Raw genomic sequence first — 26724 nt, 5'->3', positions numbered from 1 at the left:
CAGCCATAGGCAACGCCACGCCGCGGTCGTATGCTTCAACCGATGCAGACCGCCGTCCAGCGATCCGCACAGCGAACCAGGGCGCAGCGCGTCGCCGCAGTCGAGTGGCTCGTAGCAGGGAGGAGAGGAACGTGGCAGACACGCGCCGCCAGCACTTGAAGCTCGCCAGCCGGGCTGTCCACGCCGGTGAGCGGCCAGGCCCGCGCGACTTCGTCCCCGTCGTTACCCCGATCTACCCTGGATCCACCTTCATCTACGAGGACCTCGACCAGATGGACGCCGCGCTCGGCGGGGCAGAGGGCGTGTTCGTGTATACCCGCTACGGCAACCCGACCACCCAGGCGCTCGAGACTGCGGTCGCCTCGCTGGAGGAGCAAGAGGCGGCCCTGGCCCTCGGCTCGGGCATGGCGGCGCTCAACGTCACGATCTTGGCGAGCGTTGAGGCCGGCGACCGGGTCGTCGCCTCGCGCGACCTCTACGGCCAGACCATCACGCTGCTCAATGCTATCTACAGCAGCCTGGGTGTCGAGACGACCTTCGTCGACGCGCTCGATCTCGACCAGGTGGAGCACGCGCTGGCCCGTGGCCGCGTCCGGCTGGTGCTCTGCGAGACCATCTCCAACCCGCTGCTCCGGGTGACGGACATCCCGGCGCTGGCGGAGCTCGCGCATCGCTACGGTGCCCGGCTGGCCGTGGACAACACCTTCGCCACGCCGTACCTCCTGCGTCCCGGTACGCTTGGCGCCGACTACGTGATTCACAGCGCCACCAAGTACCTGGGCGGGCACGGTGACGTCACCGGAGGCGTGGTCGCCACCACCGCCGATCGCCGCTGGGAGCTCAACGAGATCAACAAGGCGATCGGAAGCATCCTCGGGCCCTTCGAGTCCTGGCTGATCCTGCGCGGCATCAAGACCCTGCCACTACGGATGCAGCGGCAGTGCGAGAACGCCGCCCGCGTCGCCAGGTGGCTGGCGGAGCATCCGGCGGTCGAGCGGGTCTACTACCCTGGGTTGGAGATCCACGAGAGTCATCGCACCGCGCGGGAACTCTTCCCTAACGGCCTCTACGGCGCGATGGTCGCCTTCGACATCCGCGACGGCACCCGGGAGCGCGTCTTCCGGTTTCTCCGGGGGCTCCGACTGATCGTGCCGGCGACCACGCTGGGGGACGTCTATACCGAGGTGCTGTACCCGGTAATGGCCTCGCACCGCGGTCTCTCGCCCGAGCAGCGGCAAGCGATCGGCATCGGCGAGGGGCTGGTGCGTATCTCGGTCGGCATCGAGGACCCCGACGACATCATCGCCGATCTCGAGCAGGCCCTCGCACAGGTGTGAACGGCCGCGCTCCGCTTGACGACCTCGCAGAGCCGTGCTATCAGCAGGGCGCTGGAGTTCGGGCTGCGTGAGGAGGGCGAAGCGATGGCGGGAACGGCGAGCAAGGTGGCGGAGATCCGAGAGGCGATGCCGGCGGTCACCCGGCACGTCTACCTCAATACCGGCACCTACGGCCCCCTTCCCCTGGTCGCAGTCGAGGCGATGCGGGCCATGCAGGAGGAAGAGCTCGCCGACGGCCGGATCGTTCCCGAGCGCTACCCGAGGACGGTAGAGATCAAGCAGCAGGCCCGTGAAGAGGTCGCTCGCCTGCTCGGCTGCAACGCCCGCAACATCGCCCTCACCCGCCACACCACCGACGGCATGAATCTGGCGGTGATGGGGCTCAACTGGCAGCCGGGCGACGAGATCGTCACCACCGACATGGAGCACCCGGGCGGCCAGGGCCCGGTCTTCAACGTCGCCCGCCGCTACGGCGTGGTCGTCCGAACGGCGCGGTTGGGTGACGGCTCGGGAGACGTGGCCGACGCAATCGCGCGCCTGCTGACCCGGCGAACCCGCATGGTCGTCCTCTCCCACCTAACCTGGAACACCGGGGCAGTACTCCCGTTGGAGGAGGTGGTCGACCTAGCGCACCGCGAGGGGATCCTGGTGGCTGTCGACGGAGCCCAGTCAGCCGGCTCGATCCCGGTGGACGTGACCGCGCTCGGAGTCGACGTCTACGCCATCCCCGGCCAGAAGTGGCTCTGCGGGCCCGAGGGAACCGGGGCGGTCTACGTCTCCGACGCGGCGATGGACGTGCTGAACTTGACCGTGGTCGGCTATGCATCGCTGGCGATGGGCGGGCTGGAGATCACTGGCGGCTACCTGCTGCCGAAGGCGACTGCCGAGCGGTTCGAGGCTGGTGGCGTCAACCTGCCAGCGATCGCCGGCCAGGCGGCGAGCCTGGCCTGGATCCGCGAGTTCGTCGGCTACGAGTGGGCCTACCGCCGCATCGCGGAGCTAGGGCAGTACGCCTGGCAATCGCTCAGCGAGCTGCGCGGCGTTACCGTGCTCACTCCCCGCGATCGGATGGCCGGCCTGGTGAGCTTCACCGTCGAGAGGATCGACCCTCCGACCCTCGTCCAGAAGCTCTGGGAGCGCAACATCATCATCCGCTCGATCCCGCATCCGCCGTGCGCGCGGCTCTCCGCCGGCTTCTACAACAACGAGGAGGACATCGATCGCCTGGTACAGGCGATCGCCGAGATCTGCCGGGAGCTGTGAGTGCGTCGGGCCGTCGGTGGTGATGGGGGGAGCGCTCGCCTCCCCCCACTCCGCGAGTTGTCCCAGAACGTTGGGGTCGCGCACGAGGCGAGGATGCCCTCGCGCTGTCAGACCGGGAACAGCATCGCTGGAAGGCTCGATTCTCCCCCTTAGCCAGCCTGCCACGCACGAAGCCGCGCACTGGAGCGTCCGCTCACCTCTGGGAGATCACCGCGCTGCGCTCGCGCCGCGTCTGTCCGGGATCGCCCGGAAGACCCTCGCGCTAGGCCTGGCGTGGCTGGACCCGTCCAGTCGCCTCGGCGAACTCCCACACGCCCAACTCCGGCGGCGTCACGCCGATCGATGTCAGGATGGCACAAATCTGCCCACGGTGCTCGCTGCCGTGGTGCAGTGCCTGGGCCAGCACGACACCAGCAGGCACCTTGTAGTCGGTACCGTCGGGCCAGCGGATCACCAGGACCCGCTCGGCGTCGAACGGCTCGGCCAGGAAGCGTTCCCAGCGAGCGGCGAGTTCCTCGGTGCGCTCCGCCAGCGTGTCGAGATCTGGCCGCTCAGCAGCGCGGCGATCCCAGCTCGGCTCCACGCCGGTCAGGCGGACGAGGTAACTGGCATCGGACGACACGATGTGCCGCAGGGTATCGATGATGCTGCCGTACATTCCGATAGTCGTCGCACTCAATTGCTCCTCGGTCAACCCCCGGCAGATACGGATCAGCTCACGCGTTGCCCAGGTGTGATGGCGAAAGGCGTCGACCAGTCCGTCGTTCACGCTCTCCCCCTCTCGGATGCCAGCAACCGGCTGGTGAACAACCCGACCCGGAGGGTGAGGAGTATACCCTGAACCGGTCACCCGCGCTGGCGCGGGCACCGTCGTCCGTCCTGTTGCACGGCGAACGCGATGCCGAGGTGAGGACGAGCCGCCGCGCGCGTGGCGTCGTCGCGTCTGATCGATTGCATCCCTACGCTGGAGTCGTCCCGAGGCCTGTCCCGCTCTTCCGCTAGACCGGTGCAGCGTGAGAGGAGAGCCGGCCATGTAGCGGCAAGATCTAGTCTGGGGCTTCTGGAACGGCCCGACGGCCTGGATCGTGCTCATCGCCCACGTCTTCGGGGCCTGGAGCGCGCAGCCAGTCTACGACGCCGTCCGCACCGGGAACTGGTACGACTTCGGCTTGCTCGTCGGCGCCGGCTCCCCGTCCCTCGGGACACTGGGCACTCGCGGACGATCCAGCAGCCTCGGCCGCTAAGGTCAGCAGTGCGAACGACTGAGCAGCGCCCAGGGGGTAGAATGGGCTCGCACGGACGGCTAATCGCAGCCTCCTGCGAGGATCACCAGGCAGACGATGCAGACGCCGAGAGACGGGGACAGCATGCCGAGCGACCAAGGACAGCGCCGCCCCCAGCCACCGGTGTGGCCGGCTGGCCACCGAGCAGCGCTGATCGTCTCGATCGATGTCGACGGCGAGTACGGCGTCATCGCCCACCACGGCGCGGACGACTGGTACTGGCGCGCCCAGGCGCGTTACGACCTGGAGGCAGGCGTCTGGCGCCTGCTCGAGATCATGGCCGACTACGACGTCCAAGGCACCTTCTGCTGGGTCGGGCGGGCCGCTGAAGACCGGCCCGACGCAGTCCTGGCTGCCCACCGGGCGGGCCACGAGATTGCCACGCACGGCTGGGATCACCGCACCTATGCATCGATGTCACGTGAAGAGCAGCGCGAGGACTTGATCCGCACGCGCGACGTGCTCGCGAGCATCACCGGCTCGACGCCGGTGGGACACAAGTCGCCTTTCTGGCGCTTCAACGAGCACACGGTGCCGCTCCTCCAAGAACTGGGCTTCCGCTGGAACATGGATATCGCGGCTGGCGACCTGCCTGTCGCGATGCGGCCCCACCCCGAACTCCCGCCGGTGATCCAGTTGCCACCGTCTAGACTGTGGGACGACTACAGCTTCTTCGTGGACTGGGTGATGCCGCCGCGTCACGCGTTCGAGCTGTGGCGCGACGACCTGGATGTGCTGCGTGCCGAGGGCAAGCTGATGTGCCTGACGCTACACCCGTGGGTGGGTGGCCGGCCCGGTCCCTCGCGGGCGCTCACCCAGCTCCTGGACTACGCTATCGCTCTCGGAGACGTCTGGATTGCCCGCGCCGACCACGTGGCGCTCTGGTGGCAGGAGCGCGAGCGCGACCTCGCGGAAGAGAACCCGAGCTGACGCCGCCCACTCACATCGATTTGTCACCGAGGGGGTCACGTGACGTACACTTGCCCTGCCTCCGGAACAGCCACCTTCCGTTTCGCAAGGAAGGTGAGCTATCTGCCGCACGGTCGACTTCGGTGAGTGGAGTGCCCCGATGACCACAAGCAAGCGGACCCGGGCGATGCAGGCTGGAACGCTGATCGGCTCCGGCCTTATGGTCATGGCGCTGGCATTGAGTGCCTGCGGCACCAACCCTAGCGCGGGTGCCGTGCCGGAGGCGCCCACCGTCACGGCCGAAGCGGTCGTTGCGACCCCTGAGAGCTCTACCCCCACGCCGCAAGAGGCAGCGACGCCGACGCCCTCGCCCCAGCCCAGTCCCACAGTTGCGCCGACACCCGAACCGACCCCAACCACCGAACCCACACCGACGCCGACCCCGACGCCGGAACCATTGCCACCCTCGGCCTATCTCGAGCCGATGACGCACGCCTACCAGACCTGGAACAACTGTGCGGCGGTCTCGACATCCATGGTGTTGAGCTACTACGGCATCACTATGACGCAGCAGCAGCTCGGACCGATCTTCCGTCCCAACTCCGACGACAAGCACGTCGAACCGCCTCAGCTCGTCGCCTTTTTCCCACAGTACGGGTTACAGACGCGGATCGTCGAGGGCGGGTCGATCGAGGTCGTCAAGCGGCTCGTCGCCGCCGGTTTCCCGGTCATCACCCCGCAGTGGCTCGACCACAAGCCCGACGCAATCGGCCACTACCGCGTCGTACGCGGCTACGACGATAACCGCGGCGGACTCATCGTCAACGACTCGATGCTCGGCCCCGACGTTCTGATCCCATACGACGAGTTCGAGGAGCTCTGGCGGGCGTTCAACTACCGCTACCTGCCCGTCTACCGGCCGGAGGACGAGCCGCGAGTGCTCGCGATCCTGGGCGAGGACGCCGACCCTCAGCGCAACTACCAGCGCGCGCTCGCGCTGTTCCAGCGGCTGGCTGAGGAGCGGCCCGAGGACGCCTACGTCTGGTTCTCGATCGGCACCAGCTACTTCCTGCTCGGCGACTATCAGGCTGCCGTCCAGGCCTACGAGCGCGCCGAGGCCATCGGCCTGCCGCCCAAGATGCTCTGGTACCAGTTCTGGCCGGTCGCGGCCTACAACAACATCGGCAACCACCAGCGCGCGCTCGAACTCGCGACCGCTCAGATCGCGACCGCTGGCACCTTCGGCGAGATGCGCTACGAGCGCGGCCGGGCCTTCGAGGCGATGGGCAACCTCGACGCCGCTATCGCCGAGTACCGCCGCGCTCTTCGGGACGATGCCAACCTGTCCGTGGCCCGCGAGGCGCTGGCGCGGCTGGGAGCAGCGCCCTAGCGTGCCCGCCGACCCCGCAATCCGCCCCATCAACCTGGCCAGTGCCTACCTCGACCAGGCTTGACGCGACCGGCTCAACCGCTATGCTGGGCGCGGCGTGGTCGCGGAGGCACGATGCAGGCACCAGCGACAAGGCACCGCGTGGTCTGGGTGGCGTTCGCGTTCGGCATGGCGCTCTGCGGCGTCGGCATCCTGCTGCTCGTCGACCCTGGCCTCGCGGAGCGGCTGTACGGCCTTCGGGCTGAGGGTGGTGCGCGCTACACCTTCCACTACGTCGCCGGCGTGCGCGAGCTGTACGCTGGGATTGTCCTCGCGCTGCTCGCACTGCTGCGCGCCTATCGAGAAGTGGGAATCCTGCTGCTCGCCTCTGCGTTTATCCCAGCAGCCGACTTCCTCATCGTGGTGACGACGCCTGGGAGCGACGTCTGGTGGGCCGTTCTCACCCACCTCGCCGCGATTCCGGTCGTGCTCGCGCTGGGCACGTATCTGTTGCGTGTGTCGATGCAGGAGAGGGAGTGACCGATGCCTGGCGATCTGATCCTCGTCAACGGCCACGTGATGACCGGGCGGCTCGGCGAGAGCCGGCCATCCACCGGCATTGCCGTCTGGCACGGGCGCGTCGCGGCGGTCGGTTCCGACGCCGAGGTTCTGAGCTGGCGCCGCCCGGGGATCGAAGTAGTCGACCTGCGTGGGCGCACCGTCACGCCCGGCTTCAACGACGCCCACTGCCACCCGATCTCGGTCGGCTTGGGCTTGCAGGAAGTGGACGCGCGCACCCCGCCGAACGAGTCGATCGCCGACGTCGTGCAGCGCATCGCCGAGCGCGCCCGCCAGCAGCCGCCCGGCACCTGGATCGTGGCCCGCGGCTACGACCAGGCCCGCCTCCGCGAGAGCCGGCATCCCACCCGCCACGACCTCGACCAGGCAGCGCCAGAGCACAACGTCGTCCTGATCCGCGCCTGCGCGCACATCGGCGTGGCCAACAGCCGGGCGCTCGCCCTCGCCGGCATCACCGCCACCACTCCCGACCCGCCCGGCGGCACGATCGACCGCGACGAGCACGGCGAGCCGACCGGCGTCGTCCGCGAGACCGCGCTCCAGATGGTGCGCCAGCGAGTGCCGGAGCCCAGCGAAGACCAGATCGCCGAGGCGCTCGTACTCGCTGGTCGTCAGTTCCTCAGCGACGGCGTCACCAGCGTGGCTGAGGCTGGGATCCGCAAGCCGGAAGAGCTAGGAGCGTACCAGCGGCTGGCTCGCGAGCGCAGGCTGCCCGTCCGTACCACGCTGATGATGATGATCGGCGAGACGCTGGAGCCACTACTCGAGCTCGGCGTCCAGACCGGCCTGGGCGACGAGTGGCTTCGCATCGGCCCGGCCAAGCTGTTCCTCGACGGCAGCATCGGTGGGCGCACCGCGCGCATGTCGCAGCCATATCTCGGCGAGCCGGAGACCTGCGGCCTCTGGATGGAAGAGCCGGAGGTTATGAAGCAGAAGCTCCTCGCGGCCCACCGGGCGGGCTTCCAGTGCTGCGCCCACGCGATTGGCGATGCGGCCATCGAGCTGCTGCTCGACATCTACGAGGAGGCGTTGCGCCAGCACCCGCGCACCGACCACCGCCACCGCATCGAGCACTGCAGTATCCTGCGGCCCGACCTGATCGAGCGCATCCAGCGGCTCGGCGTCGTCCCGATCCCGGGCACGACTTTCCTCCACGACTTCCAGGAAGCGTATCTCACTGGTCTGGGCCGTGAGCGCCTCCGCTACGCCTACGCCATGCGTACGTTCTTCGACCGCGGCATCATCGCGGCGGCCAGCACCGACGCGCCTGTCTGCGCCACCAGCGCCATGCTCGGCATCCAGACGATGGTTACGCGCCGCAACGCGGCCGGCCACGTGCTCTGGCCGGAGGAGTGCGTCTCGCTCGAGGAGGCGGTGCGCGCCTACACCTATAACGGCGCGTATGCCACCTTCGAGGAGCGCGTCAAGGGGACGATCGAGCCGGGCAAGCTGGCCGATTTGACCGTCCTGGAGACCGACCTGCGCGCGGTCGAGCCGGAGGCGCTGGGCTCGGTGCGCGTCGACTTCACCGTCGTCGAAGGGGAAATCGTCTACCAGCGGCCCGGAGCTCGCTAGCACCCCTCGCTCCGGGCTGCGGTAGGATACCGGCGGAGGCTTCTGAGCGAAGGGAGGGAGCGTTGGCCGCCGACGTCGTGCTGATCAACGGCAATGTCTTGACCATGGACCCGGCGCGGCCGCGGGCACAAGCGATCGCCGTCTGGCGAGGCCGCATACTCCTGGTGGGAGACAACGACGCCGTTCGAGACGAGGCTGGCCCAGCGACGCGGGTCATCGACCTAGGCGGCAAGACGGTCTTGCCCGGCCTGAACGACAACCACTGTCACCCGATGGGCTATGGCTTCGCGCTGGAAGCGGTCGAGGCCTCGCCCTCGGTGGCCGCCAAGCTGGCCGACATCTTGGAGCGGTTTCGCCAGGCCGCCAGCAGCGCGGCCCCCGGCGCCTGGCTCCGTGGACGCGGTTACGACGACACCCGGCTCGACGTGCGGCGCCACCCTACCCGCTGGGATCTCGACCCGGTGACCGGCGATCACCCGGCCATCCTCACCCGTACCTGCGGCCACATGAGCGTGGTCAACAGCAAGGCGCTCCAGCTCGCCGGCATCACCCGCGACACGCCCGACCCCGAGGGCGGCCGGATCGTGCGCGACGAGCACGGCGAGCCGACCGGCCTGCTCCAGGAACGCGCCCAGGAGCTGGTGCGCCGGCTCATCCCGGAGCCCACTGTCGAGGACATCAAGCGTGCGCTGGTGGCCGCCGGCAAGCAGTTCCTGGCGATGGGCATCACCAGCGTGGCCGAAGCCGGCATCAGCAAGCCTGAGGAACTGCGAGCCTACCAGGAGTTGCGGCGCGAGGAGACGTTGCCCGTCCGCACCTACCTGATGATGCTGATCGACGACACGCTGGAGCCGATCGAGCGGCTGGGCCTGCGCACCGGACTAGGCGACGAGTGGCTCAGGATCGGCCCGCTGAAGTTGCTCCAGGACGGAAGCGGCGGCGGCCGCACGGCGCTGATGAGCGTCCCCTACCCCGGCGAGCCCGACAACTACGGCATCGCTGTCTACTCGCAGGAGCAGCTCGACGAGGCCTTCCTGCGCGTGGCCAGGCTCGGCTGCCAGGGAGCGGCGCACGCCATCGGCGACCGCGCCATCGAGATGATCCTGACCGCCTACGAGCGCGCGCTCGCCGCGTATCCCCAGCCCGACCCGCGGTGGCGCATCGAGCACTGCGGGCTCCTGCGGCCCGACCTTCTCGACCGGATGCAGCGACTCAACGTGCTGGCCGTGCCCCAGCCGTCGTTCGTCTACTATCTCGGCGACTCCTACCTGCGCAACTTCACCGAGGACCAGCTCGCGCTATCGTACCCCTGCCGGGCCTGGCTCGACCGGGGCATCGTGGCGATCGGTAGCTCCGACACGCCGGTCGTGCCAGCCCATCCCTGGGTCAACATCCGGTCGGCGGTGACCAGACTGACGCAGGACGGCCAGCGCATGGGGCCGGAGCAGGGCGTGAGTGTCGACGAGGCGCTGCGGATGTTCACGGTCAACGGGGCCTACGGCTCCTTCGAGGAGCGGATCAAGGGCTCGATCACGCCGGGCAAGCTCGCCGACCTGATCGTCATCGACCGCGACCCCCGTGAAGTCGCCCCGGAAGAATTGCATGCGATCCGGAACGAGCTGACGATGATCGACGGCAAGGTTGTCTACGAAGCGTAGGACGGCCCATGACGTGGAGGGAGGTGCAGCATGGCAGTCACGGTTCGCTACCTGGGGCATGCGGCCTTCGCGCTCGAGGCCGGAGGCAAGCAGGTGCTGATCGACCCCTTCCTGACCGGAAACCCGACGGCGACCGCCAAGCCTGAGGACTTCGACCCGGTAGCCATCCTGCTCACGCATGCCCACGACGACCACGTGGGTGACTCGGTCGCCATCTCCAAGCGCACCGGAGCACCGATCGTCGCCACGTTCGAGCTCGGCACCTACCTGGCCCAGCAGGGCGCGCAGACCATCGCCGCCAACCACGGCGGCACGGTCGCCTTCGACGGCGGGAGCGTGAAGCTCGTCCCCGCCTGGCACACCTCGAGTCACACCGAGCGGTTCCTCGCCCCGGGCGTGCCGGCCGGTCTGGTCGTGCGGTTCGGCGGCAAGACCATGTACTTCGCTGGCGATACGTGCCTCTTCGGCGATATGGCTCTGATCGGCGAGGAGGGACTCGACTTGGCCGTCGTGCCGATCGGCGACTTCTACACCATGGGCCCGGCCGACGCCGTGAAGGCGGTCAAGCTGCTCAAGCCCGGCGTGGTGATCCCCTGCCACTACAACACCTTCCCGCCGATCCAGCAGGATCCCCAGGCGTTCAAGCGCGAGGTCGAGGCTACGACCAGCGCGCGCTGCGTCGTGCTCCAGCCTGGAGAGCAGTTCGTCCTGGAGTGAGACGAGCAGTGGGATTTGCTGGCTGCCCTGGGGCAGACCGCGCGGCCTGTCCCAGGGCAGTGCCGGCTCGCTCACCGCAGCCGGCCACGATGCCGTCGATGCCCGGCAGCGCTGACGCGGGGCCGCGGGAGCGGGTACGATATGTCACTGGGCTGCCGGTCGCCTTATCCGACCGCCCATGCAAGACCGAGACCGCGAAGGAGGAACTGGAGCATGCCGAGCCGTCATGAAGCCTGGGCGCTCGTCACCGAGTACACCACGCAGCCGCACCTGATCCGCCACATGCTGGCGGTCGAGGCGGCGATGGTCGCCTATGCCAGGCGGTTCGGCGAAGATCCAGAGCTCTGGGGGCTGGTCGGCCTGCTCCACGACTTCGACTACGAGCGCTACCCGAACATCAGCGTCGAAGGGCACCCGGTCGTGGGCTCGCGCATCCTGCGCGAGCGCGGCTACCCCGAGGAGGTGATCCGCGCTATCCTCAGCCACGCCCCGGAGGTCACCGGTATCCACCCCGAGAGCCTGATGGAGCGCGCGCTCGTGGCCGTCGACGAGCTGACCGGCTTCCTGGTGGCAGTCGCGCTCGTGCGGCCGACCAAGAGCATCCTCGATGTCGAGGTGCGCAGCGTCAAGAAGAAGTGGAAGCAGAAGGAGTTCGCCGCGGCCGTCGATCGAGCCGAGATCGAGGCGGCGGCGGCCGCGCTCGGCGTCCCGCTCGACGAGCACATCCAAACCGTGCTCGATGCGATGAAGGAGATCGCGAGCGAGCTCGGCCTGGAACGCCAGCCGGTGCAGGCCTGAGCAGCACTGCCACGTCGCGGCCGAGGTCTCCCGGGCTCATCTGCGCTCGTCACACCCTGACGCTCAACTACATCGGTGCCATGCGCACAGTTTGTGAAGCTGTGCGCAAATATGTGGTAAGATCAGCCAGGATGAGAGCCGAGCGGTGCGCGCCTCGCAACGGCCGGCGGGCTCCGTGGTTCGGTCGCCCGCTCATTGGCTGAGCGAGTGACCTCTGATCAATCCAGCGGGTGCAGCCGGATCGTCGTGACGCTTCAAATTTGTGGACCGCATCGAAGTTGCGGGATCGCGAGGACAGCGTTGACGGCTGCGGAGAGGACCGCGAGCGTATGGCTGTAGGAAGCCCAGCACGCCTGGTGACCGTCACGATCAACGGGCAGCAGTACACGGTGCCCGAAGGGATGACCATCCTCGAGGCGTGCCGGATGGTCGGCATCGAAGTGCCCAACCTCTGCTACCAGCCGCTCCTTCGCCCCTGGGGCTCCTGCCGCATCTGCACGGTCGAGATCCTCGGGCGCCGCGGCGGTCTGGTCGAATCCTGCGCCGCGCAGGTGCGCGACGGCATGGAGATCTCGACCGACTCGCCGGCCTGCGAAGAGTCGCGCAAGTTCGTGCTCCAGATGTACCTGGTCGACCACGCCCTCGACTGCCCCACCTGCGACAAGTCGGGCGAGTGTTATCTGCAGGACAACACCTACTACCACAACGTCTACGCCAACCCTTACCGGCGGCCCAAGATCGCGGGCCCGTACAAGCACCTCAGCGACCTCATCGACTACAAGTGGGAGCGCTGCATCATCTGCTCCCGCTGCACCCGCGTCTGCGACGAGGTGATCGGCGTCACCGCTATCGAGGTGTTGAAGCGCGGGCTCGAAGCCGAGATCGGCACGGCCTACGGGATGGACTTGCGCGATACCACCTGCACCTCCTGCGGCATGTGCATCGCGGTCTGCCCGGTCGGCGCGCTGACCGACCGCAAGTTCGCGCATCACCCCTGGGAGCTGGACGCCACCGAGACGGTCTGCGGGTTCTGCGACGTGGGCTGCACGCTGAACGTCGAGCACAACCGGGGCCTGGTGCGGCGCGTCACCCACCTTTGGGAGCGGGGCGTCAACTACGGCTACACCTGCGTCCGCGGCAAGTGGGGCTACGAGCAGGTGCAGCACCCCGACCGGCTGGAGACGGCCATGGTGCGGCGAGGCGACGAGCTCGTCGCCGTGCCGCTGGACGAGGCGCTCGACCTGGTCGCTGAGCGGCTGCGCCGGTACCAGGGCGACCGCTTCGCGGCCCTCGCCTCGCCGGACAATACCAACGAGGAGAACTACCTGCTCCAGCTCTTCACCCGCGCGGTGATGGGCACCAACAACATCGACCGGCTGGCGACACGGTCGCAGGGCGCGGTCGACCGGGCGCTGCTCGACTCCTTCGGGCTTCCGGTCAGCACCAACTCGGTGCAGGAGATGTTCACCCACTCGGCCTGCGCGCTGGTGGTGGGCCCGAGCATCGGCGATAGAGCGCCGGTAGCCAGCTACTGGCTCTACTGGTCGCGCAACTACCGTGAGACTAAGACGGTCGTCATCAGCCGCGACGATTACCCGCTGTGCCACCGCGCCGAGGTCTGGATCCGGCCACCTGAGGGCACCGAGGCAGCGGTGATCAACGCGATGGCGCGGGTCATCCTCGACGAGGGGCTGGCCCGGCCCGCTGTCCAGAGCTCCACCTTCCAGGAGTGGGTCGCCTCGCTGCGCGACTACGAGCCCGAACGAGTCGCGTCAGCCACGGGCATCCCCATCGAGAAGATCCGGCGCGCGGCACTGTTGTACGCCACTGGCGGCCGCGGCACTCCAGGGACGCCGGGCGACGAGGGATACCCGCCCAGCGTCATCTACCACACGCTCGCTCACCAGGACGGGGACGTCTACGCGGCTGCGGTCGCGCTCAACAACCTGGCGCTCTTGACCGGGAACGCCGGGCGGCCAGGGGCGGGGGTCATCGCCTTCCGCGGCCCGGCGAACGCCCAGGGCACGCTGGATATGGGGTGCCACCCAGCGTTCCTGCCTGGCTACCGGCCAGTGAGCGACCGCGAGGCCCGGCGGCAACTCGAAGCGGCCTGGCTGCCGCGCTGGAGCGCTACGGTGGTGGACGGCTTCGAGCCGCTGCGGGCCTTGCCGGCCACGCCCGGCTCGAGCCTGGAGCAGATGATCGAGGCGATCGAGGCCGGCCAGATAAAGGCGATGTACGTGGCGGGCTCCAGTCACGAGTTCGCGCCGCCGATCGAGCCGAGACTGCTCTCGGCGCTCGAGAAGCTCGAGTTCCTGGTCGTCGAAGAGTGCTTCCCGAGCCCGCTCACCGAACGCGCGCACATCGTGTTGCCCGCCGCGATGTTCATGGAGAAAGACGGCACCTTCACCAACGCCGACCGCACCGTACAGCGCCTCCGGCTCGCAGTCGACCCGCCGGGGGATGCCCGACCGAGCTGGTGGCTGATCCAGGAGATCGCCCGCCGGCTGGGCTACCAGTTGGCCTTCAGCCACCCGTCGCTGGTACTCCAGGAGGTCACCCACCTCACGCCGATCTACCGGGGCATCATCTTCCCGCGGCTGGAGCGCGGCCCGCTGACTTGGCCGGTACGCGGGCTGGCCGGGCCGGCCGAGGGCGCCGTGCGGCTCGGTGCCACCGTCCCCGGCGGCGGCTGGGCCATCTGGATGGAGCAGGCGTTCGGCGGGGTCGAGAGCGCACTGCAGTTCGACGACGGGCTCTCCCGCGAGCGCGTGCGCTTCGTGATTGCCGAGCAGGCAACCCGCACGGACGAGGAGCGCTGAGATGCTCGACGACATCAAGGGCTTCCTAGTCACCCTCCGCCACCTCTTCAAGCCGAAGGTGACCATCCAGTACCCCGAGCAGAAGCGCCAGATGGCGCCCCGTTTCCGAGGCCTGCCGGCGCTGCGCTCCGATCCCGAGACCGGCGAGGCCCTCTGCGTCGCCTGTGGTCTCTGCGCCCGCATCTGCCCCACAAGCTGCCTCGAGATGCACGTCGTGCCCTCCGAGGAGGGCGACCGCGAGCTGGGCGAGTTCATCCTGCGGGCCGGGCGCTGCATGTTCTGCGGTCTCTGCGCGCAGGTGTGCCCGGTCGACGCCATTACCATGAGCGGCGAGTACGAGCAGTCGGTGATGGATCGCGAGGGGCTGATCTACGTCAAGACCGAGCTGGCGGCCATCGGCTCCCAGCGTCCCACCTGGTGGGATGCCGCCTGAGCCGCGCGGCGGGAGCTGCTCGCGCCGTGGCAGGAGACCGATCCCCGGACGGAACGGCTGGTCTGCATCTGGCCCGAAGGCAAGGGGCCGAGGGCGTCCCGCCCGCAAGCGTCCATCGGGGGATGTGGCTGAGAGACCGGGGCTGAGCGAAACGCGGAGGGGGAAGAGCGATGCAGGTGGCGGATGTGCGGATTGAGCGGGACTCGCTGGGCGAGGTACCGGTGCCGGTCAACGCGCTGTACGGCGCGCAGACGGCGCGAGCAGTGGCCAACTTCCCGATCAGCGGGCTCCGGCCTCACCCCGACCTGATCGTTGCGACCGCCCAGGTCAAGCTGGCGGCCGCGCGGGTCAACTACCGGAACGGCCGGCTCACCGCTGAGCAGGCCCGGGCAATCGAGCAGGCAGCCCAGGAGATCCTCGACGGGCAGTGGCACGAGCACTTCGTGGTCGACCCCTACCAGGCCGGCGCCGGTACCTCCCACAACATGAACGCCAACGAGGTGATCGCCAACCGGGCCAACGAGATCCTCGGCGGCCGGCGCGGCGAGTACCGGCCAGTCCACCCCAACGACCACGTCAACCTCGGCCAGTCGAGCAACGACGTAATCCCGACGGCTAGCCGGCTAGCCCTGTTGCGGGCCACCCCGCGCCTGGTGGAGGCGCTGCGCCTCCTCGGCGAGGCGCTTTGCCGCAAGGCCCAGGAGTTCGGCAACCTGACCAAGACGGGCCGCACGCACCTCCAGGACGCCGTGCCGATCCGGCTGGGCGATGAGTTCTCGGGCTACGCCTCGGCGATGCGCCGGGCTGCCGAGCGCGTCGCCGAGGCCCGGCGAGCGCTGACCGAGCTGAACCTGGGGGCAACCGCCCTCGGCACCGGGATCAACGCATTTCCGGGCTACCGGGCACAGGTGGCCGCCGAGCTGTCCGCGATCACCGGCTTCGAGCTGCGGCCGGCGCACAACACGTTCGAGATTACCCAGAGCCACGCCGACTTCGCCCATCTCTCCGGCGCGATCCGTAACGCCGCGCTGGAGGTGATCCGCATCGCCAACGATATCCGGCTGCTCGGCTCGGGGCCACGCGCCGGGCTGGGCGAGATCGTCCTCCCGCCGGTCCAGCCTGGCTCCTCGATCATGCCGGGCAAGGTCAACCCCTCGATTGCCGAGATGGTCAACATGGTGGCCTTCCAGGTCGTCGGCTACGACCACGCGGTCTCGCTAGGAGTCCAGGCGGGGCAGCTCGACCTCAACGTGATGACGCCGCTGATCGTCTACAACCTGCTGTGGGCGAACGACATCCTGGCCAACGCGCTCACCGTGTTCCGCACGCGCTGCATCGAGGGCATCCAGGCGAACGAGCGGCGTCTCAGCGAGCTGGCCCACGGGAGCATCGCGCTGGCAACCATCCTCACGCCCCAGATCGGCTACCTCCGGGCTGCCGAGATTGCCAAGAAGGCCTGGGAGACCGGCAAGACCGTGCGCGAGGTGGTCGTTGAGGAGGGGATCCTGAGCGAAGCCGAAGCCGCCGAGATCCTCGACCCCGTCCGGATGGCGTTACCGCAGGATCCGGACGCCAACCGCTGCTGAGAGGGAATCGGTTATCATCGGGGACAGCGAGACCTGTCATCCCACGTCCAGACGAACGGAGGGCCAGCGATGGCGCGCGAATACCCCTTCTACTGTGCCGGTGAGTGGCGCACCTCGTCCGACCGCCTGGAGATCCGCAATCCGTACAACGACGAGCTAGTCGGCGTGACCTACAACGCGACCGACCAGGATCTGGAAGACGCGATCGTCGCCGCGCAGCGGGCCTTCGAGGTCACGCGCAAGCTCCAGGGCTATGAGCGGGCCGAGATCTTGCAGCGCATGGCCGATGGCCTGCGCAAGCGGCAGGAGGAGATCGCCCGGCTGATCGCGATGGAGGCAGGCAAGCCCATCCGTGACGCGCGGGTCGAGGCCGCCCGCGGAGTCTTCACGCTGCAGACGGCGGTCGAGGAGGCCAAGCGGATCGGCGGGGAGACGATCCCGCTCGACCTGATGCCGTACTCCCAGGGCCGCTTCGGGATCACCCGCCGCTTCCCGATCGGCCCGATCGCCGGTATCTCGCCGTTCAACTTCCCGCTCAATCTGGCGCTCCACAAGATCGCCCCGGCCATCGCCTCGGGCAACACGATCGTCCTCAAACCGCCCAGTCGCGATCCCTTGACCATGCTCACCTTCGCCGAGATCGTGGAAGAGGCGGGCGTACCTAAGGGCGCAGTCAGCATCATGCCGATGGACCGCAAGGTCGGCGACCGGCTGGTCACCGACGACCGCTTCAAGCTGCTCACGTTCACCGGCTCGCCCGACGTCGGCTGGGACTTGAAGGCGCGTGCCGGCAAGAAGAAGGTGGTGCTGGAGCTCGGTGGCAACGCGGGCGTGGTCGTCGACCGGACGGCCAACCTCGACGTGGCGGTGCCTCGCATTCGCGTGGGCGCCTTCGCCTACGCCGGACAAGTCTGCATCTCGGTGCAGCGCGTCTACGTGCACCGCTCGCGCTGGGACGAGTTCGTCGAGCGCTTCCTGGCCGAAGTCCGGCAGATGAAGATGGGCGATCCGCTGGACGAGTCAACCGACCTCGGCCCGATGATCGATGATAAGGCGGCCAGGCGCACGCAGGACTGGGTGGAGTCGGCGGTCGCCGAGGGCGCGAAGATGCTGATCGGCGGGAAGGCCGAGGGGCGCTTCTTCCAGCCGACGGTGCTGGTGGACGTGCCCAAGACCAGCTTCGTGTGCAGCCGCGAGGCGTTCGCGCCGCTCGTGAACTTGTGGCCGTTCGACGACTTCGAAGAGGCGCTGGCCGAGGTCAACGACTCGGTGTATGGCCTGCAAGCGGGCGTCTTCACCTCGAGCCTGGAGCACGCGCTGCGCGCCTTCGAAGTGCTGGAAGTCGGCGGCGTGATCATCAACGACGTTCCGACCTTCCGGGTCGACCACATGCCCTACGGCGGCGTCAAGGACTCGGGGCTGAGCCGCGAGGGCCTGCGCTATGCGATCGAGGACATGACCGAGCCGCGCCTTCTCGTCTTTAATCGCGTGCCTGACACGTTCGCCTGATTCGCGCCCGAACTCGCTCGGTCTGTCCGTGCCCGGCGCCCGGAACCCCGCGCGCCGGGCGTCCGCATCTAGTCCAGTATCTCGCGAGACGGGCTGCAAAGGGATGGAGGAGGCGCGTGGACGATCGGATGCCCCCGGATGAAGAGCTGCGAAACAGCGACGCCTACTACCACGTCGTGCTCGAGCGCATCCCACCGCGAGCCGAGCCGGCGTTCGAAGCGCAGGAGATGCAGGAGCGCGTCTGGGGACGCACCTGGGGCGTGCACAACGACGTCGGACGGCTACGTCTCTGTGTCGTCCACCGTCCCGGCGACGAGATGACGGTCATCGACCCACGCAAGTACGACTCGACGATCGCCGCCCTGATCGACGACGACGAGCAGTGGTACTGGCGCGACCGGCAGGGACCCGACATCGCCCGGATGCAGGCCCAGCACAACGGGCTGGTCGCGGCGTTGCGGAGCGAAGGGGTCGAGGTCGTCTACGTGGACGGGCCGCCCGGCGACCCGAAGGCGGTCTTTACTCGGGATCAGGCGATCGCCGTCAAAGGGGGAGCGGTCATCTGTCGTATGGGGCCGGTCGGCAGCCGGCCGGGGTATGGTCGGCGTGGCGAGGAAGCCTATATGACGCGCCTCATCGCGGGTCTCGGCATGCCGATCTTGCGCACGATCCACGGCACGGGTCTGCTCGAAGGCGGATCGTTCTGCTTCCTGAACGAAACCACGGCCGCCGTCGGCATGTCGTTCCGCCAGAACGAGGCCGGAGTCCGGCAGATCGAGCAGGTGCTAGCTGAACAGGGTGTCCGCCTCGTTCGCGTGCCGCTGACCGGCCACTCCTTGCACCTCGACGGCTGCATCGTCATGGTCGACTACGACAAGGCGATCGTGAACGTCACGCGCTTGCCGTACTGGTTCCTCGACCTCTTGACGGAGCTCGGGATCCAGGTGATTCACGTCTGGCCAACGGAGCAGAAGGCGGTCAACTGCCTGGCCGTCCGTCCCGGACGGGTCATTATCGCCGCTGGCTGCCCGCGAACGGTCGAACGCCTGCACCGGGCCGGTATCGAGACGATCGAGATCCCCTACGACGAGGTGCACAAGAACGGTGGAGGGATCCACTGCTCCACCTTACCGCTCGTGCGTGACCCGTAGCCCGGCCAGGCCGTGATCCAGCGGGCGGTCGCGCGACCCGTCGTACGCACCCAGCTCGGGCGCGCTGCCCCGGCGCTCGAGCTGCAGAAGCGCCTTCTTGCGCTCGATCCCCCAGCGGTAGCCGCCGAGCCCGCCATCCTCGCGCACCACCCGGTGGCAGGGGACGACCAGCGCGACCGGGTTAGCCGCGCAGGCACGCGCGACCGCCCGCGCCGCCGACGGCTGGCCGATGGCCTCGGCGACTTGCCGGTAGGAACGAGTGGAACCGCGAGGGATCGCTCGCAGTGCCTCCCAGACCCGGCGCTGGAAGGCCGTGGCCTGGACGTCGAGCGGCAGATCGAGATGTGGCTGGTTGCCCTCCAGGTAGTCGAGCAGCTCCCGCACCCAGCGGCCCAGCGCGGCTTCGTCGCGCTCGATCTGCCCGGCCGGGAACTCCCGCCGGAGCGCGTCCTCCAGCTCGAGCTCGGAGTCGCCCAGCCGGACGGCGCAGATCCCCCGCTCGGTCGCTGCCACCAGCAGGTAGCCGAGGGGGCATGGCACCACCGAGTAAACGATCGTGGCGCCGCCACCGCCTCGCCGATATGTCCCGGGCGTCATGCCGAGGGTCATGCCCACCTCCTCGTACAAGCTGCTGCTCGCACCGTAGCCGGCGCCGTAGAGCGCGCCGGTCACCGAGTCGCCGCTGCGGAGCTCGCGGCGGAGACGTTCCTGCCGACAAGCATCGGCGTACTGGCGCGGCGTCACGCCGGTGATCCGCTTGAACAGGCGATGCAGGTGGAAGGGGCTGACGGCGAACTGCTGGGCCAGCTCCTTCAAGGTGGGCAACTCCCCATCCCATTCTTCCAGCGCCCGGCAGACACGCGCGACCAGCTCCAGGTTCGGTTCGGGTAATCTGGCCTGATTGGGGTGGCAGCGACGGCATGGCCGGAAGCCGGCGCGCTCCGCCTCCTCGGGACGAGCAAAGAACGAGACATGCTCGCGCCGGGGACGCCGCGCCGGGCAGGAAGGCCGGCAGTAGATTCCAGTGGTGCGCACCGCGAAGACGAACCGCCCGTCGAACCGGCGATCTCGCTCCAGCACCGCGCGCCACAGGCGTGCCTGGTCAGTTATGTCCCGGGCTTCAGCCGCACCGCGCGTTTCATCAGTCCCGTCGCCGGCTTCCCGGGAAGCGGGGACACTCGTCCCGGACGCGCGCATCGATCTCGCCATCGTGTCACCTCGCTCAGGCCTCGTCCCGTTCACACCTCGAAGCCTAGCGCGGCGACCTCGCGAGCGCTATCGGAAGGTTGCGCATCAAAAGTGGCTGCCTGTGCGGCGATACTATCCGGCCACCAGGCTGCGCAAGACGCGCAGGTTCTCGACATCTTCGTGGAGATCCGGGCTCTTCTCGGTCTCCAGCAGCGCGGGATGCTCGCGGAAGCGGGGGTCGTTCACGAGTTGGCGAAAGCCGTCGAGACCGATCTTTCCCTTGCCGATGTGCTCGTGGCGATCGACGCGCGAGCCGAGGTCGCGCTTGGAGTCGTTGAGGTGGAACACGAGCAGCCGGTCGAGCCCGAGAACGCGGTCGAACTCCTCCATCGTAGCGGCATAGCCCTCCGGCGTGCGCAGCTCGTAACCAGCGGCGAAGACGTGGCAGGTGTCGAAGCAGTAGGCCACCCGTTCCGGCTCCCGGACGCGCTCGGTAATTGCCGCGAGCTGCTCGAAGCGGTAGCCCAGGCTCGTACCCTGGCCGGCCGTGACCTCGAGCAGCGTCTTCACCTGGTAGCCCGGCAAGTCGTCGTGCAGCCGGTTGAGCGCCTCGGCAACGCGGCGGATCCCGGCCTCTTCGCCGGCCTCACCGCAGGAACCCGGGTGAGTGACCAGGTACGGGATGCCGAGCAGCTCGCACCGCTCCAGCTCCTCGCGGAACGCCGCGATCGACTTCTCCCAAAGCTGGTCGTCCGGGCTGGCCAGGTTGATAAGGTAGGAGTCGTGCGCGACCACCGATCGGATGCCGGCCTCCTGGAGCCTAGCACGGAAGCGCTCCACCTCGTCGGGCGCGATAGGACGCGCCCTCCACTGGTTGCTGCTCTTGGTAAAGATCTGCACCGCGTCGCAACCGACCTGGACTGCGCGGTCAACCGCTTTGTCGAACCCGCCAGCGATCGACATGTGCGCGCCGAACAGCACTGCCCAACTCCTCCTACACATCACACCTATCGCCCACCTGGCCCGGTAAGAACGGAAGCGGACTCAGGGCAATCCTCGCCGTCCCCTAACGGCGGCGACCAGCGTAGCCGGCTTCCTGCCAACAGGCCTCTCGATCAGCGCACCCTGCTCGCGCCATGGAGCGCCGCAGCGAGCCGCTTCCGGTCCGAACCGACCACAACCTGGTTATCGATGAGAACGATCGGACGACGCAGCAGTGTCGGCTCCTGAACCATCAGGTCGATCAACTCATCTTCGCTGACCTCGCGCTCAGCCAGGCCGAGCGCCTGGTAGGCCCGGCTGCGCGTCGAGAGCAGGTCACGGGGCGAGAGACCCGTGCGCTGGAGCAGCTCCACCAGCTCCTCGCGTGTGAAGCGCTGGCTGAAGTAGTCCCGACGACGATAGGGCACGCTCTGCTCTCTGAGGAACTCCTCAGTCTTCCGGCACCCTGTTCAGGTCGGGTGCACGTAGATTTCGACCACCTCCAGTTGGTTGCTGTCCCTCTGGGCCATCTCGGCTCCCTTCGCTCCAGCCTGGATCGCAGCGCAGGGCTCATAGCCTGCCGGACCAGCCAACAGCATCGGAGTGTAGCCACTACCAGGCTTGCCGTCATCCCTGGACGTGCTCGTGCTCGAGTCCGCATCGAGCAGCCCCGCAGGCACCCTGCTCACACGAAACTTGACAGTATTTCCTCACCTGTGCTTAGCTTTCCGGCGATTCGACGTTCGAGCGAATCAATGGGCTGAGCAGCGGGGCGAACACGCGGCCCCGCTGGGAGTGAAAGAGGAGAGCGTCAATGGCACAGACACCGCATGAGCGCCACGAGACCGTGCGCGAGTACCGCGAGGGGCCTGCCGCGTATGCGGGTGGGGAGGAGCGTGAGCACTACGAACACGTCGTGCAGGATGTCGCGGCTGAGCACAACATGATGGTAGCGCGCATCGCGCAGCTTATCTGGACGCTCACAGGAATTCTGCTGGGATTGATCACCCTGCGGATTCTGCTCAAGCTGATCGCGGCGAACCCTGGCAACGCCTTCGTACGCATCGTCTACGACATCACCGACCTCTTCGTGGCTCCGTTCGTTGGCATTACCGCCAACCCCACGAGTGGGTCCGTCGAGCTGGACGTGGCGGCGATTATCGCCATGATCGTCTACGCGCTGGCGGCCTGGGCCATCGTACGTCTCCTGTGGGTGCTCTTCGCCCGGTCTTCGGCCCGGAGCGTCTCGCGCGTGGATCGCACCGTGACGCGGCAGGACGAGGTCTAGCGATCGCTGGAGCAAGGGGCTGATACCTCGCGAGCCGGCTGGACATACGCCACACGAGCGGGGCTGCCTTGGCTCGGTAGCCCCGCTCTCTGCCGGGCACCAGCCGCTCGCGGACTCAAGGGAATACTGGGCCAGAATTCAGGTGGCTGGACCCCGGCAGCCACGGAGGCGATGCTGGGCGAGACGCGCCACCTTCCCTACAGCCGATCGAGGCTCTTGCTCTGCCCATCCCCATTCGGCAAGATCACAAGCGGCCTCCAGGTGCCGGCCACGGGGTCGGAATGGGAGGGTGGGGCAACGCAGATGCGCACCTTGATAACTGGTGGAACAGGGCAATTGGGACGGGCACTCGCCCGGCTCGCGCCTGCCGGCATACAGGTCATTGCCCTCGGCTCGCACGCGTGCGACGTCACGGATCCAGCGGCGGTGCGCGCGGCTGTCGAGACGCACCGGCCGGATCTGATCGTCCACTGCGCGGCCATGACCGATGTCGACGGCTGTGAGCGGGACCCGCGACGCGCCTGGCAGGTCAACGCGCTCGGTACCCAGCACGTCGCCGCGGCGGCGGTAGAGGCCGGGGCCCGGCTGGTCTATATCTCCACCAACTACGTGTTCGACGGCGAAGCCGAGGAGCCGTACCACGAGTTCGCCCGGCCGAACCCGATCAGCATCTACGGGCAAACCAAGCTCGCCGGCGAGGAGATCGTGCGGGCGCTGTTCCCCCGGCACTACATCGTCCGCACGGCGATGCTCTACGACGAGACCGGTCGCAACTTCGTCAACACTATGCTCCGTCTCGCCTGCGAGCGCCCGGTACTCAGGGTCGTCGCCGATCAGTTCGGAAACCCGACCTATGCGGCTGACCTCGCTGAGGCGATCTGGCGTCTCGTTCGGTACCCCGCCTACGGCACCTATCACCTGGTGAATGACGGGCAGGCTTCCTGGTTCGACTGGGCGTGCGAGACGCTCAGGCTGGCGGGGCTGTCGACACCGGTCGAGCCGATCCCAGCCAGCGCCTACACCCGCCTGGCGCGCCCGCCACGGAACGGCGTCCTGGCCAGCCTCGCCGCGCCCGCGCTGGGCATCACCTTACGGCCCTGGCAGGACGCCCTGAAGCGCAACCTCGATCGCCGGGCGCGACTGCCAGAGCCACCAGGTACCGCTTGAGCGCTCGCTCCGTCGAGTCGTGACAGCCGAGCATGGAATCTGGTCGAAGGCTCGGAGCGTAGCCTCGCTGGCTCGGGTCATGCCCCCCGGGCCGCCAGGCGCTGTCACACCAGAACGACCGGGGGCCGTGAGCACCAAGTGGCTACCATCTGGCCAGGGAGTGACCTTCCTCGTCGGGGCAGAACCCTTCATACTGTAGCGACGGCACCTCGACGCGGTCAGCCCCGACAAAGGAGGAAGCGATGTTCGCGCGCGTCACGACCTACCAGGGCAGGCCTGGGCAGGCTGAGCAGCCGGCTAAGCGATTCGAGGAGGCTCGCGATCGCCTCGAAGAGATCGACGGCTTCGAGGGCGCATATTTTCTCTTCGACCACAAGACCGGGAAGGCGATGACGATCACGTTCTGGGAGTCAGAAGAGGTTATGGAGGCCAGCTCGACAGCCATCTCGCCACTCCGCGACAGAGTGATCCAGGCGCTGGGTGCCACGCAACAACCGGTCATCGAGACCTACGAGGTGACAGGCCAGTTCTAGCCGGCACCGGACGCCGGCGAGCCATCGCGCGTGCCAGGGGTGAGAGGTGCCTGACGATGGTGCGCACGCCGCGCTGTGCCGATCGCTTCGGATCGGGGAAGATTGCAGCGCTCGCCGGCCAGCGAACGAAGATGCAGGCCGGGGGCGGGTTACCCGCCCCCGGCTATGCGCACTGTGGAGCTTGCTCTCCGCGCAGCGACAGGTCTCGCGCCTCGGGTGGGCGGTTCGTGACCGCCTACCCCTCGCGCTTCCAGGCGCCGATATCGTACAGATCGGACTCCCAAGTCGAGGGGTTGAGGCCCGCCAGCGCGTTGACCCGTGCTCCGACATCGGCCCGGTGGACGATCGGGATCTCGACCACGTCGGTAACGCTGATCCAGTTGACCTGCCGGAACAGCTCGGTCTGCTTATCTGGATCCAGCTCAGTCTGGAGCTGGTCGATCACCTTATCCATCTCCGGGTTCTTGTACCGGGTAATGTTCTCCCCCGCCCAGTTGTTCGATTGCTGGGCGATCCGCTCGGAGTGATAGCGTCGAGCCCAGTCGACCGGGTACGGGTTGCCCGGCCCGTTGGTGTACATCTCGATGTCGGTATAGAAGTGCCCGTAGGTGTCAGGGTTACCTGGATCGGACGAGAAGAACACCGCCGCGTCGACGCTCTTGAGCTCGACCCGGAACCCGATCTGCTCGAGCGCGTTCTTGACGATCTCCTGCGTCTTCTGGCGCACCGGGTTGATCGAGGTCTGGTAGCGGATGTTGAACGGCACGCCGTTGAACTCGCGCACCCCGTCCCCGTCGGAATCCACTGCTCCCACCTCGTCCAGCAGCGCTGCTGCCTTCTCGAGGTTGAACTCCCAGCTCAGATCCGGGTGCTTGTACTTCTCCGGGGCATTGAGGTTGTTGGCGGTAGCGTCGCCGGCCGGGCCGTAGAGCTGCTCTGCGATTACGTCGCGCTGGATCGCCAGTGCCAGCGCCTGGCGAATCTTCAGCTCCTTGAAGAGCGGGTGCTGGGTCGTCGGCTCGCTGCGCGCGCCGTTCACTTCGGTGTTGGGGTCGGCGAAGTTAACCATGATACGCTCTGCGCTCGCGCCGGGCACAATCACCAGCTTGCCGTTGCCGGCCTGCTCGAGCTGCTGAAGCACCTGCGCCTCGACCTGAAGGTTCCAGGCATAGTCGACCTCGCCGGTCTGCAGCACCGCTCGGGCCGCGCTGGTGGCGTCGCCGCCGCCCTTCAGCTCGATCTCGTCGAAGAACGGCTTCCCGGGGATGTAGTAGTCCGGGTTGAGGTCATAGAGCACGACGTCACCGGGCCGGAACTCCCGTACCTTGAAGGGTCCGGTACCGACCGGATTGAGGTTGAACGGCGCGTTGCGAGCCTGCTCACCGACGAAGTCCTTCAGGATATGCTCCGGCAGGATCTGGCCGCCGAAGCTGCCGCAGAACGGCACGAACCACGCTGGGTTCGGCTCCTTGAACGTAACCGTGACGGTATAGTCGTCGACCACCTCGACACTCTCGATCGGCTCGTAGGAGCCGTAGGTGGTGGCGGTCGTGGCCTCGTTGATGATGTAGTCGTAGGTGAACTTCACGTCCTTGGCCGTGAAGGGCGTGCCGTCGTGCCACTTAACGTCCTGGCGCAGCTTCCAGGTCACGCTCAGGCCGTCGGGTGAGGGCTCGGGGATTTCCGCCGCCAGGCGCGGGATGAGGTTGCCGTCGGAGTCGAAGTAGGCCAGCGCCTCCAGCACGACGCTCGAGGCATCGAAGTCCTTCGTTCCCTGAGCGAGATGCGGGTTGAGGATCGTCGGCGCCTGCCACCAGAGCAGGCGGAGCAAGCCACCGCCGCCGCGCTGGGCCGCTTCGCCGGACGGCGTCTCCTCAGCCGCTTCCGTTGGTGTCGCAGCCGGCGCTGCCGGCGTCGTTCCGGGGGCTGGCGCCTGCGTCGCCTCCGGGGTCGCCTCCTCGCGCTGGCAGGCGGCCAGTAGCGAGGCCACAACGGGCGCCGTCAGACCGAGCGCAGCCGCCCGTTTGAGCAGAGCTCGCCGGGAAACCCGGCCTTCCAGCACATCCATGCGGAGCTGATCCAGCGTATCCTGCGCCATGAACGATCTCCCTCCTCAACGGTGAACCAGCGCTCACTGCCTCACGCGAGGACACCTAGCCGGCGTTTCCCTGATACCCTCCCTTCGTGCCACCCTTTCGACCCGTGTAATCAGCGATAGACTACTCGAATCGGCCCCGCTTCGCAAGCCGTTCCAGAAATGCCTGCGAGTGTGGAGCGCGCGAATCGAGCGCATTTCCACGTCTATCTGGTTGTGCCCGGCGATCCAATCGACCTCGGGCATGCTCGTCTAATTGATCTTCCAGGATACACTTCCGGCGCTGTGTCTGCTATGATGAACATAATCTCTAACGAGACTCCACGAGGAGCCAGGCCCCGCGCCGGCCGGGCCAGAGGTGATCTAACCCGAAGGAGGTACCGAATGCTGAGACAAGAATCGCCGCGAAACCTTCGGGTCGGGCTCTCCGCGGATCGTACCCGGCGCCGCCGGCGCTCGACTATGCCCCTTCCGGTTCTTCGC

Annotated in this window: 22 protein-coding genes; 17 read left to right on the top strand and 5 right to left on the bottom strand. The window is 67.8% G+C overall.

Annotation, left to right across the window (positions count from 1 at the left end):
• Positions 1 to 131: 131 nt before the first annotated feature.
• Positions 132 to 1337, top strand: coding sequence for a trans-sulfuration enzyme family protein (locus NET02_RS07515; protein WP_284056768.1), 1206 nt, complete (start codon positions 132 to 134; stop codon positions 1335 to 1337).
• Between the two features lie 84 nt (positions 1338 to 1421).
• Positions 1422 to 2600 carry an aminotransferase class V-fold PLP-dependent enzyme gene (locus NET02_RS07510; protein WP_284056767.1) on the top strand — a complete coding sequence of 393 codons (1179 nt, stop codon included), beginning with the start codon at positions 1422 to 1424 and terminating at the stop codon, positions 2598 to 2600.
• 262 nt (positions 2601 to 2862) lie between these two features.
• Here the strand turns inward: NET02_RS07510 and NET02_RS07505 are convergent, their stop codons facing one another.
• Entirely contained in the window at positions 2863 to 3369 is a 507-nt protein-coding gene (locus NET02_RS07505; RefSeq protein WP_284056766.1) for a DinB family protein, read from the bottom strand.
• A 571-nt stretch (positions 3370 to 3940) separates the two neighbouring features.
• On the opposite strand from NET02_RS07505, the gene NET02_RS07500 reads away from it, so the two are divergent.
• The 12 genes from NET02_RS07500 (at position 3941) to NET02_RS07445 (ending at position 18989) form a co-directional block, all read left to right on the top strand.
• The gene (locus NET02_RS07500) at positions 3941 to 4813 is read left to right on the top strand and encodes a polysaccharide deacetylase family protein (protein ID WP_284056765.1); all 873 of its coding nucleotides are present in this window, start codon (positions 3941 to 3943) and stop codon (positions 4811 to 4813) included.
• 139 nt (positions 4814 to 4952) lie between these two features.
• Positions 4953 to 6182: a C39 family peptidase gene (locus NET02_RS07495; protein WP_284056764.1), complete on the top strand. Its 1230-nt coding sequence runs from the start codon at positions 4953 to 4955 to the stop codon at positions 6180 to 6182.
• Between the two features lie 114 nt (positions 6183 to 6296).
• Entirely contained in the window at positions 6297 to 6701 is a 405-nt protein-coding gene (locus NET02_RS07490; RefSeq protein ID WP_284056763.1) for a DUF4267 domain-containing protein, read from the top strand.
• 3 nt (positions 6702 to 6704) lie between these two features.
• Positions 6705 to 8315, top strand: coding sequence for an amidohydrolase (locus NET02_RS07485; protein WP_284056762.1), 1611 nt, complete (start codon positions 6705 to 6707; stop codon positions 8313 to 8315).
• A gap of 62 nt (positions 8316 to 8377) precedes the next feature.
• Complete coding sequence (locus tag NET02_RS07480) at positions 8378 to 9973, top strand: amidohydrolase (RefSeq protein WP_284056761.1); 1596 nt, start codon at positions 8378 to 8380, stop codon at positions 9971 to 9973.
• Between the two features lie 30 nt (positions 9974 to 10003).
• The gene (locus NET02_RS07475) at positions 10004 to 10690 is read left to right on the top strand and encodes a metal-dependent hydrolase (protein ID WP_284056760.1); all 687 of its coding nucleotides are present in this window, start codon (positions 10004 to 10006) and stop codon (positions 10688 to 10690) included.
• A gap of 213 nt (positions 10691 to 10903) precedes the next feature.
• Entirely contained in the window at positions 10904 to 11488 is a 585-nt protein-coding gene (locus NET02_RS07470) for an HDIG domain-containing metalloprotein (protein ID WP_284056759.1), read from the top strand.
• A gap of 329 nt (positions 11489 to 11817) precedes the next feature.
• Positions 11818 to 14310: a molybdopterin-dependent oxidoreductase gene (locus NET02_RS07465; protein ID WP_284056758.1), complete on the top strand. Its 2493-nt coding sequence runs from the start codon at positions 11818 to 11820 to the stop codon at positions 14308 to 14310.
• Position 14311: 1 nt separating this feature from the next.
• Positions 14312 to 14743: a NuoI/complex I 23 kDa subunit family protein gene (locus tag NET02_RS07460; RefSeq protein ID WP_284056757.1), complete on the top strand. Its 432-nt coding sequence runs from the start codon at positions 14312 to 14314 to the stop codon at positions 14741 to 14743.
• A gap of 170 nt (positions 14744 to 14913) precedes the next feature.
• Positions 14914 to 16329, top strand: a complete 1416-nt coding sequence (locus NET02_RS07455) for an aspartate ammonia-lyase (RefSeq protein WP_284056756.1) — start codon at positions 14914 to 14916, stop codon at positions 16327 to 16329.
• A gap of 69 nt (positions 16330 to 16398) precedes the next feature.
• Complete coding sequence (locus NET02_RS07450; RefSeq protein ID WP_284056755.1) at positions 16399 to 17838, top strand: aldehyde dehydrogenase family protein; 1440 nt, start codon at positions 16399 to 16401, stop codon at positions 17836 to 17838.
• Between the two features lie 116 nt (positions 17839 to 17954).
• Entirely contained in the window at positions 17955 to 18989 is a 1035-nt protein-coding gene (locus NET02_RS07445) for a dimethylarginine dimethylaminohydrolase family protein (protein ID WP_284056754.1), read from the top strand.
• Here NET02_RS07445 and ada read toward each other — a convergent pair.
• The 3 genes from ada to NET02_RS07430 form a co-directional block, all read right to left on the bottom strand.
• On the bottom strand, positions 18966 to 20198 hold the full coding sequence (ada, locus tag NET02_RS07440; RefSeq protein WP_284056753.1) for a bifunctional DNA-binding transcriptional regulator/O6-methylguanine-DNA methyltransferase Ada: 1233 nt from the start codon (positions 20196 to 20198) through the stop codon (positions 18966 to 18968). The two genes, NET02_RS07445 and ada, sit on opposite strands and share 24 nt — an antisense overlap.
• A gap of 111 nt (positions 20199 to 20309) precedes the next feature.
• Positions 20310 to 21179, bottom strand: coding sequence for a deoxyribonuclease IV (locus NET02_RS07435; protein WP_430981074.1), 870 nt, complete (start codon positions 21177 to 21179; stop codon positions 20310 to 20312).
• Positions 21180 to 21292: 113 nt separating this feature from the next.
• Positions 21293 to 21688 (bottom strand): arsenate reductase family protein, encoded by a 396-nt coding sequence (locus tag NET02_RS07430; protein ID WP_347711015.1) that lies wholly within the window; start codon positions 21686 to 21688, stop codon positions 21293 to 21295.
• Positions 21689 to 21972: 284 nt separating this feature from the next.
• Here NET02_RS07430 and NET02_RS07425 point away from each other — a divergent pair, with 284 nt between their 5' ends.
• The 3 genes from NET02_RS07425 (at position 21973) to NET02_RS07415 (ending at position 24146) form a co-directional block, all read left to right on the top strand.
• Positions 21973 to 22446 (top strand): YggT family protein, encoded by a 474-nt coding sequence (locus NET02_RS07425; RefSeq protein WP_284056751.1) that lies wholly within the window; start codon positions 21973 to 21975, stop codon positions 22444 to 22446.
• A 303-nt stretch (positions 22447 to 22749) separates the two neighbouring features.
• A complete protein-coding gene (gene rfbD / locus NET02_RS07420) occupies positions 22750 to 23613 on the top strand; it encodes a dTDP-4-dehydrorhamnose reductase (protein WP_284056750.1) in 864 nt (287 codons plus the stop codon).
• Between the two features lie 242 nt (positions 23614 to 23855).
• Complete coding sequence (locus NET02_RS07415) at positions 23856 to 24146, top strand: antibiotic biosynthesis monooxygenase family protein (RefSeq protein ID WP_284056749.1); 291 nt, start codon at positions 23856 to 23858, stop codon at positions 24144 to 24146.
• A 235-nt stretch (positions 24147 to 24381) separates the two neighbouring features.
• Here the strand turns inward: NET02_RS07415 and NET02_RS07410 are convergent, their stop codons facing one another.
• Complete coding sequence (locus NET02_RS07410) at positions 24382 to 26244, bottom strand: peptide ABC transporter substrate-binding protein (protein WP_284056748.1); 1863 nt, start codon at positions 26242 to 26244, stop codon at positions 24382 to 24384.
• Between the last annotated feature and the right edge of the window lie 480 nt (positions 26245 to 26724).

The organism is Thermalbibacter longus, assembly GCF_023806485.1.
Lineage (GTDB): Bacteria > Chloroflexota > Chloroflexia > Thermomicrobiales > Thermomicrobiaceae > Thermalbibacter > Thermalbibacter longus.
This window is presented reverse-complemented; position numbering and strand designations above follow the sequence as displayed.

Excerpts from the sequence above, each read along its gene's own strand:
- NET02_RS07510 (WP_284056767.1), top strand. The coding sequence starts at position 1,422 with ATGGCGGGAACGGCGAGCAAGGTGGCGGAGATCCGAGAGGCGATGCCG.
- NET02_RS07500 (WP_284056765.1), top strand. The coding sequence starts at position 3,941 with ATGCAGACGCCGAGAGACGGGGACAGCATGCCGAGCGACCAAGGACAG.
- NET02_RS07495 (WP_284056764.1), top strand. The coding sequence starts at position 4,953 with ATGACCACAAGCAAGCGGACCCGGGCGATGCAGGCTGGAACGCTGATC.
- NET02_RS07490 (WP_284056763.1), top strand. The coding sequence starts at position 6,297 with ATGCAGGCACCAGCGACAAGGCACCGCGTGGTCTGGGTGGCGTTCGCG.
- NET02_RS07485 (WP_284056762.1), top strand. The coding sequence starts at position 6,705 with ATGCCTGGCGATCTGATCCTCGTCAACGGCCACGTGATGACCGGGCGG.
- NET02_RS07475 (WP_284056760.1), top strand. The coding sequence starts at position 10,004 with ATGGCAGTCACGGTTCGCTACCTGGGGCATGCGGCCTTCGCGCTCGAG.
- NET02_RS07470 (WP_284056759.1), top strand. The coding sequence starts at position 10,904 with ATGCCGAGCCGTCATGAAGCCTGGGCGCTCGTCACCGAGTACACCACG.
- NET02_RS07465 (WP_284056758.1), top strand. The coding sequence starts at position 11,818 with ATGGCTGTAGGAAGCCCAGCACGCCTGGTGACCGTCACGATCAACGGG.
- NET02_RS07460 (WP_284056757.1), top strand. The coding sequence starts at position 14,312 with ATGCTCGACGACATCAAGGGCTTCCTAGTCACCCTCCGCCACCTCTTC.
- NET02_RS07455 (WP_284056756.1), top strand. The coding sequence starts at position 14,914 with ATGCAGGTGGCGGATGTGCGGATTGAGCGGGACTCGCTGGGCGAGGTA.
- NET02_RS07450 (WP_284056755.1), top strand. The coding sequence starts at position 16,399 with ATGGCGCGCGAATACCCCTTCTACTGTGCCGGTGAGTGGCGCACCTCG.
- ada (WP_284056753.1), bottom strand. The coding sequence starts at position 20,198 with ATGGCGAGATCGATGCGCGCGTCCGGGACGAGTGTCCCCGCTTCCCGG.
- NET02_RS07435 (WP_430981074.1), bottom strand. The coding sequence starts at position 21,179 with ATGTGTAGGAGGAGTTGGGCAGTGCTGTTCGGCGCGCACATGTCGATC.
- NET02_RS07425 (WP_284056751.1), top strand. The coding sequence starts at position 21,973 with ATGGCACAGACACCGCATGAGCGCCACGAGACCGTGCGCGAGTACCGC.
- rfbD (WP_284056750.1), top strand. The coding sequence starts at position 22,750 with ATGCGCACCTTGATAACTGGTGGAACAGGGCAATTGGGACGGGCACTC.
- NET02_RS07415 (WP_284056749.1), top strand. The coding sequence starts at position 23,856 with ATGTTCGCGCGCGTCACGACCTACCAGGGCAGGCCTGGGCAGGCTGAG.
- NET02_RS07410 (WP_284056748.1), bottom strand. The coding sequence starts at position 26,244 with ATGGCGCAGGATACGCTGGATCAGCTCCGCATGGATGTGCTGGAAGGC.